Source organism: Pseudomonas reidholzensis (genome assembly GCF_900536025.1).
GTDB classification, from domain to species: domain Bacteria; phylum Pseudomonadota; class Gammaproteobacteria; order Pseudomonadales; family Pseudomonadaceae; genus Aquipseudomonas; species Aquipseudomonas reidholzensis.
The window spans coordinates 292,048-304,876 of sequence record NZ_UNOZ01000002.1; the positions used below are offsets into that span (position 1 = coordinate 292,048).

General features: G+C 64.5%; 14 protein-coding genes. 4 read left to right on the plus strand and 10 right to left on the minus strand.

The window, feature by feature from the left end:
• Nucleotides 1-15: 15 nt before the first annotated feature.
• Entirely contained in the window at nt 16-1,317 is a 1,302-nt protein-coding gene (locus CCOS865_RS01475) for an Nramp family divalent metal transporter (RefSeq protein WP_119137225.1), read from the minus strand.
• A gap of 354 nt (nt 1,318-1,671) precedes the next feature.
• Here CCOS865_RS01475 and CCOS865_RS01480 point away from each other — a divergent pair, with 354 nt between their 5' ends.
• A complete protein-coding gene (locus CCOS865_RS01480; protein WP_244216055.1) occupies nt 1,672-2,016 on the plus strand; it encodes a DoxX family protein in 345 nt (114 codons plus the stop codon).
• 12 nt (nt 2,017-2,028) lie between these two features.
• Here the strand turns inward: CCOS865_RS01480 and CCOS865_RS01485 are convergent, their stop codons facing one another.
• The 3 genes from CCOS865_RS01485 to CCOS865_RS01495 form a co-directional block, all read right to left on the minus strand.
• On the minus strand, nt 2,029-3,516 hold the full coding sequence (locus CCOS865_RS01485; protein WP_119137229.1) for a YifB family Mg chelatase-like AAA ATPase: 1,488 nt from the start codon (nt 3,514-3,516) through the stop codon (nt 2,029-2,031).
• Between the two features lie 113 nt (nt 3,517-3,629).
• Nucleotides 3,630-4,784 (minus strand): ATP-binding protein, encoded by a 1,155-nt coding sequence (locus CCOS865_RS01490; protein WP_119137231.1) that lies wholly within the window; start codon nt 4,782-4,784, stop codon nt 3,630-3,632.
• 118 nt (nt 4,785-4,902) lie between these two features.
• On the minus strand, nt 4,903-5,205 hold the full coding sequence (locus CCOS865_RS01495; protein WP_119137233.1) for an accessory factor UbiK family protein: 303 nt from the start codon (nt 5,203-5,205) through the stop codon (nt 4,903-4,905).
• A 408-nt stretch (nt 5,206-5,613) separates the two neighbouring features.
• Between CCOS865_RS01495 and glnK the strand changes: the two genes are divergently transcribed.
• The 3 genes from glnK (at nt 5,614) to sutA (ending at nt 8,078) form a co-directional block, all read left to right on the plus strand.
• Nucleotides 5,614-5,952, plus strand: a complete 339-nt coding sequence (glnK, locus tag CCOS865_RS01500) for a P-II family nitrogen regulator (protein ID WP_002555808.1) — start codon at nt 5,614-5,616, stop codon at nt 5,950-5,952.
• Nucleotides 5,953-5,999: 47 nt separating this feature from the next.
• Nucleotides 6,000-7,322 carry an ammonium transporter gene (locus CCOS865_RS01505; protein ID WP_119137235.1) on the plus strand — a complete coding sequence of 441 codons (1,323 nt, stop codon included), beginning with the start codon at nt 6,000-6,002 and terminating at the stop codon, nt 7,320-7,322.
• 432 nt (nt 7,323-7,754) lie between these two features.
• A complete protein-coding gene (gene sutA / locus CCOS865_RS01510; protein WP_119137237.1) occupies nt 7,755-8,078 on the plus strand; it encodes a transcriptional regulator SutA in 324 nt (107 codons plus the stop codon).
• A gap of 87 nt (nt 8,079-8,165) precedes the next feature.
• Here the strand turns inward: sutA and CCOS865_RS01515 are convergent, their stop codons facing one another.
• The 6 genes from CCOS865_RS01515 to lptM are packed head-to-tail and all read right to left on the minus strand — an operon-like array spanning nt 8,166 to nt 12,773.
• Nucleotides 8,166-8,861, minus strand: coding sequence for an HAD family hydrolase (locus tag CCOS865_RS01515; protein WP_119137239.1), 696 nt, complete (start codon nt 8,859-8,861; stop codon nt 8,166-8,168).
• Nucleotides 8,858-9,757 carry a tyrosine recombinase XerC gene (gene xerC, locus CCOS865_RS01520; RefSeq protein WP_119137241.1) on the minus strand — a complete coding sequence of 300 codons (900 nt, stop codon included), beginning with the start codon at nt 9,755-9,757 and terminating at the stop codon, nt 8,858-8,860. The genes CCOS865_RS01515 and xerC overlap by 4 nt, the downstream gene beginning before the upstream one ends.
• Complete coding sequence (locus CCOS865_RS01525) at nt 9,757-10,467, minus strand: DUF484 family protein (RefSeq protein ID WP_119137243.1); 711 nt, start codon at nt 10,465-10,467, stop codon at nt 9,757-9,759. Before CCOS865_RS01525 ends, xerC begins: the two co-directional genes overlap by 1 nt.
• 13 nt (nt 10,468-10,480) lie before the next feature.
• Nucleotides 10,481-11,311, minus strand: coding sequence for a diaminopimelate epimerase (gene dapF / locus CCOS865_RS01530; protein ID WP_119137245.1), 831 nt, complete (start codon nt 11,309-11,311; stop codon nt 10,481-10,483).
• 4 nt (nt 11,312-11,315) lie between these two features.
• On the minus strand, nt 11,316-12,563 hold the full coding sequence (lysA, locus tag CCOS865_RS01535; protein WP_119137247.1) for a diaminopimelate decarboxylase: 1,248 nt from the start codon (nt 12,561-12,563) through the stop codon (nt 11,316-11,318).
• A gap of 9 nt (nt 12,564-12,572) precedes the next feature.
• Nucleotides 12,573-12,773, minus strand: a complete 201-nt coding sequence (gene lptM, locus CCOS865_RS01540) for an LPS translocon maturation chaperone LptM (RefSeq protein ID WP_119137249.1) — start codon at nt 12,771-12,773, stop codon at nt 12,573-12,575.
• Nucleotides 12,774-12,829 lie beyond the last annotated feature (56 nt).

Consider the following 12,829-nt stretch of genomic DNA (forward strand, 5'->3'; position numbering starts at 1 on the left):
GCGTTGTACGATGACTCAGCTAAACAGGTCGACGCCCAGCTGGAACGCTACCCACAGCGCCAGGCCGGTGGCGAAGGCCAGCGCGACGTTCTCGAACAGGTTGTTGCGGTACTCTTTGCTCAGCAGCGACTTCTGGTTGGACATGATCAACAGGCCCAGCGAGATCACCGGCAGACCAATGATGTTCAGCGCGCTGACACCAATGGTCAGGGTGACGAAATCAGGCATGCCCGGGATCGACCAGACCAGCGGCGTCACCAGGATGAACAGCATGAACCAACGGTGTGCCGGGTCCTTGTGGAACTCCTTGCCGTAGCGCTCGCGACGCTTGGGTTGCACATGCTGCAGTGCATCGGTGATCAGCATCGGGAAGGCCGTGGTCTTGCCCGAGATGCTCGCGAACAGGGTCGCGAATACGCCGATGAAGAACACGTACCAGCCAATCGGGCCGAAGAACATTTCCAGCGCCTTGCCGAGGTCGGCCAGGGTGTTCACTTCGATGCCGTTCGGCCGCAGGATTTCGGCGCCGACAATCCAGATCGCCAGGTTGATGACGATGCCGACGAACACTGCAAACAGCAGGTCATTGCGCTGCACGCGCTTGTGCTGCGGGCCGACCCAGCCTTTCTGGCGCATGACATACGGGTGCACGAAGTTGGCCACCGAACCGGCCACTGCGCCGATCACCGACACCGCCACCAGCATGGCCCCGTGCACGCCTTCGTCCGCTGGGATGCTGAAGCCGATGGTGCCTTTGACGATGCCGACCACGTCCGGGCCAGACATCACCGCAAGGGCCAGGAAGGCCAGGGTCATGATCGCCAGCAGGGCTTTCATCACCCCTTCGATCATCGAGTAGATATTGCGCCCGACCAGCATCCACACGGCCAGGACCACGGCCATCGAACACAGCAGCGGGTAGTCGATGCGCAGCAGCATGGCCAGGGATTCGCCAGCGCCCTTGATCATGTAGGCGTTCATCAGGTGGCCCATGATCAGCGCGTAGCCCAGCATGAACCAGGCAAACACCGGGTGCAGTTGCGCGTAACCCTGGAGGATGGTCATCCCCTGGTTATTGCACAGCTGGAAACGGGCGATGATGTTGACGATCAGATAGCGCAGCAGCAGCGAAACGGCCAGCACCCACATCATGGCGTAGCCGTAGTTGGCGCCGGCCACCGATGAAGTGATCAGATCACCTGCACCGAGCCAGGACAGCACGGCAATGATGCCCGGCCCGAGCAGTTTGACTACCCGGGAAAGGCGACTTTGCGAGGGCGTGGCAGCTTTGCCCTCAACCGAAGGAATGCTCGTCATCGATGGTGTCTCCGTTATTTTTGTAGTGAGAGCCGGCGCAGTCGAACACAGTTGGTAGGATATCGTACAACTAAAATTATCCTGCAAATGTTGCCAATTATTTCAGATATATCGCACGACTACGTCTCTACCTGAATGGCGTTTCGCCACCTTCCACAGCCGTCCCCGGCGAGTTTTATCGGGGTTCTGCACAGCCCCGGTCCCGGCCCAGGTGAGCACATCCGCTCAAGCAATCCTTGGCCAGCCACGGCAAAGTCGGCAGTTGATCGACTTGCCGAGACGCTCCCCATGGCCCGCCTGCCAAATCTCCCGTTGCTCCATTCGCCCTGGCTCCCCGCGGCCGGTTTGCTGTTTATGCGAGTCGCCGCCGCAGTCCTCCTGCTGGTGATCCACGGCCTGCCGAAACTTCTCGACTGGAGCGGCGAGCTGCAACGCATCGAAGACCCGTTTGGCCTGGGCGCAAGCCTGACCCTGGGGCTTGCGGTGTTCGCCGAAGTGTTCTGCCCGCTGCTGCTGATCCTCGGCATCGGCGCCCGCCTGGCGTGCCTGCCGGTGCTCGGCGTGCTGCTGGTGGCGCTGGTGGTGGTGCACCCGGCGTGGAGCCTGGAACAGGGCCAGTTCGCCTGGCTGTTCCTGGTCCTGTACGGTGGCCTGGCGCTCACCGGCCCTGGACCGTGGGTGGTGAAGCTGCCTCGCTGAACGCAGCCTCGCTCAACTGCCAGGCCGGTACTGCAGCGCCTCGGCAAGGTGCTGGCGGCCGATCACCTCGGCCTGCTCGAGGTCGGCCAGGGTCCGCGCCACCTTGAGCAGCCGGTGCGCTGCGCGCAGCGACAAGCTCAGGCGTTCGCAGGCGCTCTCCAGCCAACGCTGGTCCTCTGCGCTCAGCAGGCAATGGCGGCGCAGCCCCTTCAGGTCGAGAAAGGCATTGGCACAGCCCTGCCGGCGTTGCTGGCGCTCGCGCGCCTCGGCTACGACCTTGGCCACGCTGGCGCTGGACTCGCCACTGGGCTCACAGGTCAGCACGGTGCTTTCGCGCGCCACGGTCAGGTGCAGATCGATGCGGTCGAGCAGCGGCCCGGACAGCTTGTTGCGGTAGCGCTGGATCAGCTCGGTGCTGCAGCGACAGCGCCCGCTGGGATCGCCCAGGTAGCCGCAAGGGCAGGGGTTCATGGCCGCGACCAGTTGAAAGCGCGCCGGGAAGCGCACCTTGTCCTTGGCCCGCGCCACCACGATCTCGCCGCTTTCCAGCGGTTCGCGCAGCACCTCGAGCACCCGTCGTTCAAACTCGGGCAGCTCATCGAGAAACAGCACGCCATGGTGGGCGAGGGTGATCTCACCCGGCTGCGGGCGGCTGCCACCCCCCACCAGCGCCGGCCCTGAAGCGGAGTGGTGAGGGTGCCTGAATGGCCGCTGTGGCCAGCTGCTCAAGGGCGTACGCCCGCTGACCGACTGGATCGCCGCCACTTCCAGCGCTTCGTGCTCATCCAGCGGCGGCAGCAGCCCCGGCAGGCGGCTGGCGAGCAAGGTCTTGCCGGTGCCCGGAGGGCCGGTGAAAAGCAGATTGTGCGCCCCGGCCGCCGCCACCAGCAGCGCCCGTTTCGCCGCCACCTGCCCCTGCACCTCGCTCAAGTCGGGGTAGGGCCTGCTCTGCAGCACCAGCCCATTGGCCGCGTAGGGCGACAAGGGCACCTGCCCCGTGAGATGCGCGACCAGCTCCAGCAGATGCCCGATCGCATACACCACCAGCCCGCTGGCCAGGCTCGCCTCCTCGGCGTTGTCGCGCGGCACCACCAGTGCCCGGCCGGCATCGCGCGCCGCCAGGGCCGCCGGCAACACGCCCTGCACCGCACGCACGGCGCCCGACAGCGCCAGTTCGCCGAGGCATTCGATGTCGTTCAAGGGCGGCGCCGGCACTTGGCCATCGGCGGCGAGAATGCCCAGCGCAATGGCCAGGTCGTAGCGCCCGCCATCCTTGGGCAGGTCGGCCGGGGCGAGGTTCTGGGTGATCCGTCGGGCTGGGTACTTGAGGTTGGAGTTGACGATGGCGCTGCGCACCCGGTCCTTGCTTTCTTTCACCGTGGCTTCTGGCAACCCCACCAGGGTCAGGCTGGGCAGGCCGTTGGCCAGATGGGTTTCGACGCTGACCGCCGGCGCCTGCACCCCGACCTGGGCGCGGCTGTGGACAAGGGCAAGGGACATGGACACTCCGTGGTCGCTGAGAGGGGCCGCGTCCTGCGGCTTTCAAAGCGTAGCGGGGTGCGGTTTGGGCGACTGGAAAGAGTGAGTCGAGGTTTTGCCGAGGATTGCAGGGCCTATGTTCTGGTCAGCCACTTGGCCATGGCGGAGTCCTCCAGCGCGTACTCACCCCGGTTGGCCTTCCATACCAGCTCCTGCTCGCGGAGCACGTCCAGCGCTTTCTGCACATTGGGCGCGGTTGCGTTCGGCTCTTGCTGTGCGAGCTCTAACTGCCGGTTAACCTGGGCGAAGGTCTGCTCACTGAAAGGCGCAAAAGCCTGCTGGTCGATAACACGTCGCGCCATCACCTCCAGCACCGCCTGCTGCAAGGGGGAGAGGTCGTTGAAGGCGCTCTCGTAATCGCACCACACGCCAGCCTGGTGATTTAGCGCGCCGGTGCGCAGCAACTCGCCGAGATTGCCGGCTTCGCCCAAGCCCAAGCTGACCTCCGCGAGCAGCGTTGCGAGCATCTCCGGGCGTCTGCCGACGAGGTCGAATGCGTATGCCAGATCCTCGGCCTTGAATTGGTTGGTAGCCGCCAGGCGCTGGTTCCACACACCTGTCATGAACGCAACGAAGTCATCGCCCAGCAGGGGGAAAGGGGTAATGGTCGCACCGTAGAAAGGCTGTTTGCTCTTGAGTACCAGGTTGGCCAGTTTATCTCGGCTCGAGCCGGTGAAGACAAGGCGCAGTCCATCCGGGCGATCGCCTCGGTTGAGCTGATCGCGGGCTGCCTTGAGCGAGAACATGGCGTTGGTGCCGCTGTCGCTATTGAGGGCATGCTGGGCCTCATCAACCACCAGCACGATCATCTTGCCAGCCACCGCGTGTAGCACGTCCAGCGCCTGAGCCAGCGTGGTGCCTTCGGGAAGGTGTGGTTTGCTGAAATCCCAACTCAGCGTCCGCAGCAGGTTGATCTTGTCGATACCGGCTTTCTTCGCAGCCTTCTCGAACCCGCTTTGATACTGGCCAAGCGCGGTGCCGATGGCGGTGCTGATCAGGGCGGCGGGGTTGGCCCCGCGATCTGCCCAGAGATCGACATAGACTGGCAGCCAACCCCGACTGCTACATTCGGGGATCAGGTCATTGTTGAGGAAGGTGCTCTTACCGGTGCGGCGTGGGGCTGCGAGAAACATCCCCGAGCTGTAGTCGATGAGCGATTCGCCAGCCAGGTCATCGGCAAGTGCCTTGGCCAATTGGCCTCGTTTGAAGATTGGGCGGGAAGGGCTCATCGAATTATCCTCAATTATCTCTCTAGGTATAATTTATACCTAACAAGATAATTGAGGGATAAAAAGTGTTTCCCAGTGTGCCGGTGGCAGCAACTCTCTCCCGCACTTCCCGCCTAGGTCAGGCCGTCGTGGTGTCTTCCTGCGGATCTGTCGCTGCTGGCTTTGCAGCCACGGGTGCCATCCGAGCATCCAGCTCGGCGACTTGCTTCTCCAGCGCTTCGAGGCGGGCGCGGGTGCGCGCCAGGACGACCATCTGGCTGTCGAATTCTTCCCGGCTGACCAGGTCGAGTTTGCTGAAGGCGCTCTGCATGAGCATCTTGAACTGGCTTTCGAGTTCGGCGCGCGGCTGCGCGGTGTCGCCGCTGAACAGGCGCGAGGCCTGGTCGCTGAGGGCGTCGAGGAGGGCTTTGGGCGCGAGCATGGTGGGCTGTCCGCTTGATCGATAAAAGAGCGCCAGTGTAGCACGCCACCTTTTCGCCCCAGGCTTGCACACTTTTTGCGCAGTGCCCCTGAAGCGCGCGCACCAAAGTTGTGCATGTTTTCCCTAGTGGCGACTGGCCAATCCCCTGTAATTCGCGCAACCAGTTGTTTTCTGGCGGTTTGCGCGACCTGGCAAGGTTTCTGCAAAGACCATTGCGAGCCATGCACTGATGCAGTTCCTTGTGACCAGGCAGTGCGCAGGCGTCGCCGCCAGGCTGTTGGTTGCCGTCGAGGCAGTCATCGGCTTCGATGAGGGTGCCAACGATGCGTTACAAAGCCGGGCACTGCGCTTAGACTTGAGACGGGTTTGTTTTCCTGGGGCAAGTCCACCAAATCGGGAGAGAGTTTCATGAAGCTAGTCACTGCCATCATCAAGCCGTTCAAGCTGGACGACGTGCGCGAGTCGCTGTCGGAAATCGGCGTGCAGGGCATCACCGTTACCGAAGTCAAAGGCTTCGGCCGGCAGAAGGGCCACACCGAGCTGTATCGCGGTGCGGAATACGTGGTCGACTTCCTGCCTAAAGTGAAGATCGACGTCGCCATCGACGACAAGGATCTGGACCGGGTAATCGAGGCCATCACCAAGGCCGCCAACACCGGCAAGATCGGTGACGGCAAGATTTTCGTAGTCAATCTGGAGCAGGCGATCCGCATCCGTACCGGCGAAACCGATACCGACGCGATCTAAGCAACGCCCCAAGCCTCACCAAACCCAACGCCCCAGGAGAAAACAACATGACTCTGCGTCAGATCGCAGGGCTAGGAGCCCTATTGTCCCTCGCAATGCCAGGCCTCGCCCTGGCCGAGGAAGCTGTCCCTACACTGAACTCCGGCGACACCGCCTGGATGCTCACTGCGACGGCGTTGGTACTGTTCATGACCATCCCGGGCCTGGCCCTGTTCTACGGCGGCATGGTCCGCTCGAAGAACGTGTTGTCGGTGATGATGCAGTGCTTTGCCATTACTGGCCTGATGAGCATCCTGTGGATGGTCTACGGCTACAGCCTGGCGTTCGATACCACCGGTATGGAAAAGGGCGTTCTCAACTTCAGTTCCTTCGTGGGCGGCTTCTCCAAGGCCTTCCTCAATGGCGTCACGCCTGACAGCCTGACCGCAAACTTCCCGGAAGCAGTGTTCATCACCTTCCAGATGACCTTCGCGATCATTACCCCGGCGCTGATCGTCGGTGCCTTCGCCGAGCGGATGAAGTTCTCGGCGATGCTGATCTTCATGACCGTCTGGTTCACCCTGGTCTATGCGCCGATCGCGCACATGGTCTGGAGCGGTGACGGCGCGCTGATGTGGGATTGGGGCGTACTGGACTTCGCTGGCGGCACCGTGGTGCACATCAACGCCGGTATCGCGGGCCTGGTCTGCTGCCTGGTGCTGGGCAAGCGCAAAGGCTACCCGACCACCCCGATGGCCCCGCACAACCTCGGCTACACCCTGATGGGCGCCGCGATGCTGTGGATCGGCTGGTTCGGCTTCAACGCCGGCTCCGCCGCTGCCGCCAACGGCACTGCCGGCATGGCCATGCTGGTCACCCAGATCGCCACCGCCGCTGCGGCGCTGGGCTGGATGTTCGCCGAGTGGATCTTCCACGGCAAACCCAGCGCACTGGGCATCGCCTCGGGTGTGGTTGCCGGCCTGGTGGCAATTACCCCGGCCGCTGGCACCGTGGGCCCGATGGGCGCCCTGGTGATCGGCCTGGCCTCGGGCGTGATCTGCTACTTCTGCGCCACCAGCCTCAAGCGCAAGCTGGGCTATGACGACTCGCTGGACGCCTTCGGCGTACACGGGATCGGCGGCATCATCGGTGCCTTGCTCACCGGCATCTTCGCAGCCCCTGCGCTGGGCGGCTTCGGTGAAGTCACCGACATCGCTGCACAGTTCTGGATCCAGGCCAAAGGCGTGATCTTCACCGTGGTCTACACCGCCATCGTCACCTACGTGATCCTCAAGGTGCTGGACGTGGTGATGGGCCTGCGGGTCAACGAAGAAGAAGAGTCGGTCGGCCTCGACCTGGCTCAACACAACGAGCGTGGCTACAACCTGTAACCACCCCGCTGGAAAAACTTGCCCGGTTCGCCGGGCATTTTTTTGCCTGAATTTCGCACGATCGCGTAGAGCAAACGGTTTATCCCTCACGTTCGTGACGCATGGCAAAAACTTACACGGCGCAGGGCGTTTATGGAGCTTTGCTTTTTCTGCGAGCACGCTAGAATGCGCGCCGTAGGGTGTTGCACGATGTAGCCCGCACACCCCGCTACCCTTTGCTAGGCTTGCCAGTAGCGTATGGCCAGCAGGGAAGCTCAAGGATTTCGTCAGGCCCTGCCAGGAGTAGGGCTTGAACGGCGCCGCCGCTCATCAGGCGACGGCTGCCCAAGGCAGTGGCCAACCCACGGCCAGTTGAATTTTCACTGGTGGCTGCCGGTCTACGGCTGCACTGGTCTATAACTAACCTGCTTTTCGCAAGTCATGAGGTAGAACATGAGCGACGACGATCTGGAAAATGATGACCTCGAAGTAGGCGACGATGACGAGGCTGATGAGGGCCTCGAGGCTGCGGCTGACGACAGCGCCGAAGACGCTGGCGACGATAGCCCGGCACCGGTTGCCAAGGGCAAGTCCAAGGCGGCTGTCTCGGTAGACGAGATGCCGAGCATGGAAGCCAAGCAGAAAGAGCGTGATGCGCTGGCCAAGGCGATGGACGAGTTCCTGTCGCGCGGTGGCAAGGTGCAGGAAGTGGAGGCCAATGTGGTCGCCGATCCGCCCAAGAAGCCGGACAACAAGTACGGCAGCCGCCCTATCTGAGTGGTTGATTGCAAAAGAGCCCGCCGTCGCTGCGGGCTTTTTTGTGGGCCATGCCTTGGCAAGGCACGCGGGCAGCGGTCGCTGGCGTCAGCGCCAGCGGGCGAGCACCTCGGGCAGCTGTGACAGCCGCTGGATCTCTGCATCCGGCGCGTGCTCGCCGGTCCAGGGCTTGCCCTGCGGGTTGAACCACACCGCGCGCAAACCGGCGCGCTGGGCCCCGGCGATGTCGTCGCCAGGGTGATCGCCGATGTGCACGGCGGCAGCGGCGTCGGCCTCACCGCGTTTCAGCGCCTCGAGGAACGGTGCCGGGTCCGGCTTGCCGATCCCCAGGTCCTCGGCACACAAGGCGAACTTGAAGTAGTCGGCCAGGCCGATGCGGCTGACGTCGGCATTGCCATTGGTGACCACGCCGAGGGTGTAGCGGTGGCGCAGGATCTCCAGCACCGGCTGCACCTCGGGGAATACCTCGACCTGGTGCCGCGCGTGGAGAAACACCTCGAAGCCTTCATTGGCCAGCGCCTGGGCCTGCTGCTCGCTGTAGCCGACCTCGGCCAGGGCGTGGAACAGCACGCGCCGGCGCAGGGCGCTGATGCGGTGCTTGAGGCCCGGCTCGGCCTGCACCAGGCGTTCGCGGATGGCGAACAGGTGCTCGACCGGCACCCCGCCCAGGCGCGGCGCGTTGGCCTCGAGCCAGTCGCGCAGGACGGTCTCGGCGCTGAGGATCACCGGCGCGGTGTCCCACAAGGTGTCGTCCAGGTCGAAGGTGATCAGCTTGATGCTCATGAGTCTGTGCCTTTGCTGCGTTTGGCCCGGGGGTGGGCGCTGTCGTACACCGCGGCCAGGTGCTGGAAGTCCAGGTGGGTGTAGATCTGCGTGGTGCTGATGTCGGCGTGGCCGAGCATCTCTTGCACCGCGCGCAGGTCCTGGGACGATTCCAGCAGGTGGCTGGCGAAGGAATGGCGAAGCATGTGCGGGTGCAGGTGCTGGCCGAGCTCGCGCTCGCCGGCGGCCTTCACGCGTAACTGGATGGCCCGTTGACCGAGGCGCCGGCCCTGGCGGCTGAGAAACACCGCGTTGTCCCGTGGGGCACTGATGCCGCGCAGCTTGAGCCACTCCTGCAGTGCCTCGCGGGCCTTGCGGCCGACTGGCAATACGCGGCTCTTGCTGCCTTTGCCAAGGACCTGGATCAGGCCGGCGGCCAGGTCGAGGTGCTCGAGGTCGAGGTTGGCCAGCTCCGACAGGCGCAGGCCCGACGAATAGAACAGCTCGAGGATGGCCTGATCACGGCGGGCAATGAAGTCGTCGTCGACGCCGCCTTCGAGCAGCTGCAGGGCACGGTCGGTGTCCAGCACCTTGGGCAGGCGGCGTTCGCCCTTGGGCGGCGCCAGGCCGTTGGCCGGGTCGTGCTCGCACAGGCCTTCGCGGTTGAGGTAGCGGTACAGGCCGCGCACCGCCGACAGCAGCCGGGCCAGGCTCGGCGCCGACTGGCCGTGATGGTGCTGGCGCGCGACCAGCTGGCGCAGCTGCTGGATATGCAGGTCGCGCCAGCTGGCGATGCCTTGGCTGTTGCAGTAGTCGAGGACCTTGGCCAGGTCGCGGCGATAGGCCTGCTGGGTGTGCACCGATACCTGGCGCTCGTTGCGCAGGTGTGCGCAATAAGCCTCCAGTTGGCGCTCCATCAGCGCACCGGGCGCAGGGTCTGGGTCAGGCGCGGGACGGTGCGCCCGAGCACTTCGGCGATGTAGCTGAGAAATAGCGTGCCGACCGTGCTCTTGTAATGCTGTGGATCGCGGCTGCCGATCGCCAGCACGCCATGCACACCCTGGTACTCGAGGGTGGCCACGGCGCTGGAGCCGACTTCCTTGCTTTGCGCCTCGCCAAACAGGAAGGCCAGTTCGTGCTCGCGCAAATTGCCACTGACCGTCTTGCCAGTGCCGAGCAGCGCGCCGATGGCCTGTTGGGCTTCGGCGTTGCTGACCCAGCGGCCGACCGGCATGGGGTTTTCGCCAAACAGGATAAGGCTGACGAAGGGCACCTGGAATTCCTGGCGCAGGCTGTCTTCGACGGCCATCACCACGTCTTCCAGGCTGCTCGCATCGAGCAGGTCGAGGATCAGCCGACGGGTCTTGTCGAACAGCCGGTCGTTGTCCCGGGCCACGTCCATCAGTTGCGACAGCCGATGGCGCATCTCGATGTTGCGGTCGCGCAGCAGCTTGAGCTGGCGCTCCACCAGCGACACGCTGTCGCCACGCTGGTGGGGGATGCGCTGCTCGAGCAGCAGCTCGTCGTGCTCGGCAAAGAACGCCGGGTGGGCACGCAGGTAGGCAACCACCGCCTCGGCATCGAGGTCGGTGGTCTGTTCGGGTGCAACCTGTGGCTGATCGGTCATGGCGGTTACTCGGTTAGAGACGAACCTGTCCTTCGTAGACACGCACGGCCGGGCCGGTCATCAACACCGGTTGGCCGGGGCCAGCCCACTCGATGCTCAGGCGGCCGCCCGGCAGGTCGAGGGACACGGGCGAATCCATCCACCCCTGGCTGATGGCGGCTACGGCCGCGGCGCAGGCGCCGGTGCCGCAAGCCTGGGTTTCACCGGCGCCACGTTCCCACACCCGCAGGTTGGCGCGGTGGCGATCGATGACCTGGATGAAGCCGGCGTTGACCCGCTGCGGGAAGCGCGGGTGGTTTTCGATCTTCGGCCCCAACGCGTGCACCGGCGCGCTGAGGATGTCATCGACGCGCAGTACAGAGTGCGGGTTGCCCATGGATACGGCGGCGATCGGGTAGCTCTGGCCGTCGATGTCCAGGGCGTAGCTCAGGGCCTGCTCAGGCGCCTGGAACGGGATATCGACCGGGTTCAGCCGCGGCGGGCCCATGTCGACACAGATCTGCCCGTCGTTACGCACGTCCAGTTCGATGATGCCGCTCTTGGTCTCGACGCGGATCAGCTTTTTCGCGGTCAGGCGCTTGTCCAGCACGAAGCGCGCGAAGCAGCGCGCACCGTTGCCGCACTGCTCGACCTCGGAACCGTCGGCGTTGAAGATCCGGTAGCGGAAGTCGACGTCCGGGTTGTTCGGCGCCTCGACGATCAGCAGCTGGTCGAAACCGATGCCGGTGTGCCGGTCACCCCATTGCTTGGCGTGCTTGGGCTGGATGTGCGCGTGCTGGCTGACCAGGTCGAGGACCATGAAGTCGTTGCCCAGGCCGTGCATCTTGGTAAAACGCAGCAGCATGGGTTCACTCCGGCAGCAGGCTTTCGCCGGCGAACAGTTCAGCGATGGTCTCGCGGCGACGCACCTCGAAGGCCTGGTCACCGTCGACCAGCACCTCGGCACAGCGGCCACGGGTGTTGTAGTTCGAGCTCATGACGAAACCATAGGCGCCCGCCGACTCGACGGCCAGCAGGTCACCCTCGGCGAGGTCGAGTACGCGGTCCTTGGCGAGGAAGTCGCCGGTTTCGCAGATCGGCCCGACCAGGTCGTAGGCACGGCCTTCGCCGCCGCGCGGCTGCACGGCGCTGACGCCCATCCAGGCCTGGTACAGGGCCGGGCGGATCAGGTCGTTCATCGCCGCATCGACGATGGCGAAGTCCTTGTGTTCGGTGTGCTTGAGGTATTCCACGCGGGTCAGCAGGACGCCGGCGTTGGCCACGATGTAGCGGCCGGGCTCGAACACCAGGGCCAGGTCACGGTTGCCGACGCGCTCGCGGATGGCCTTGACGTACTCGCCGGCCAGCGGTGGCTGTTCGTCGCGATAGCGCACGCCGACGCCGCCGCCCAGGTCCAGGTGGCGCAGCAGGATGCCGCATTCGCCGAGGCGGTCGATCAGCGCCAGCAGGCGGTCGAGGGCATCGAGGAAGGGTTCCAGGGTGGTCAGCTGCGAGCCGATGTGGCAGTCGACGCCGACCACTTCCAGGTTCGGCAGCTGCGCCGCGCGCACGTAGACTTCTTCGGCATCGGCGATGGCGATGCCGAACTTGTTTTCCTTGAGGCCGGTGGAGATGTACGGGTGGGTACCGGCGTCGACGTCCGGGTTGACCCGCAGCGAGACCGGGGCGACCTTGCCCAGCTCGGCGGCAACGACCTGCAGGCGCTCCAGCTCGTCGGTCGATTCGACGTTGAAGCAGTGCACGCCCACTTCGAGGGCGCGGCGCATGTCTTCACGGGTCTTGCCGACGCCGGAGAACACCACGCGGTCGGCGCGCCCGCCAGCGGCCAGCACGCGCTCCAGCTCACCGCCGGAGACGATGTCGAAGCCGGCGCCGAGGCGCGCCAGCAGGTTCAGCACGCCGAGGTTGGAGTTGGCCTTGACCGCGAAGCACACCAGGTGCTCGACGCCTTGCAGGGCATCGGTGTAGCTGCGGTATTGCGCCTCGATGTGGGCGCGCGAGTAGACGTAGGTCGGCGTGCCGAACCGTTCGGCGATGGCCGACAGGGCCACGCCTTCCGCGAACAGCTGGCCGTCGCGGTAGTTGAAAGCGTTCATCTGGTTTCCTTACTGCGCGGGCTGCTCGGGATCTTGCTCTGGCTGCGGCGCTTGCTGCGGCGAGGGCTGAGCGTGCTGGTGCTGGTGCGATTTGTTGGCCTTGCCGTCCTTGCCGTCTTCAGGCAGGTACAGGGGGCCCTTCTGACCGCAGGCCGAAACGAGGCAGGCAACCGCGACCAGCGCCGCGAGGGAGGAAATCAGGCGCTTCATTGGCGAAATCCTTGAAATATGCAGTATTGCGCCCGAGTATACCGAGCGCCTGCCTG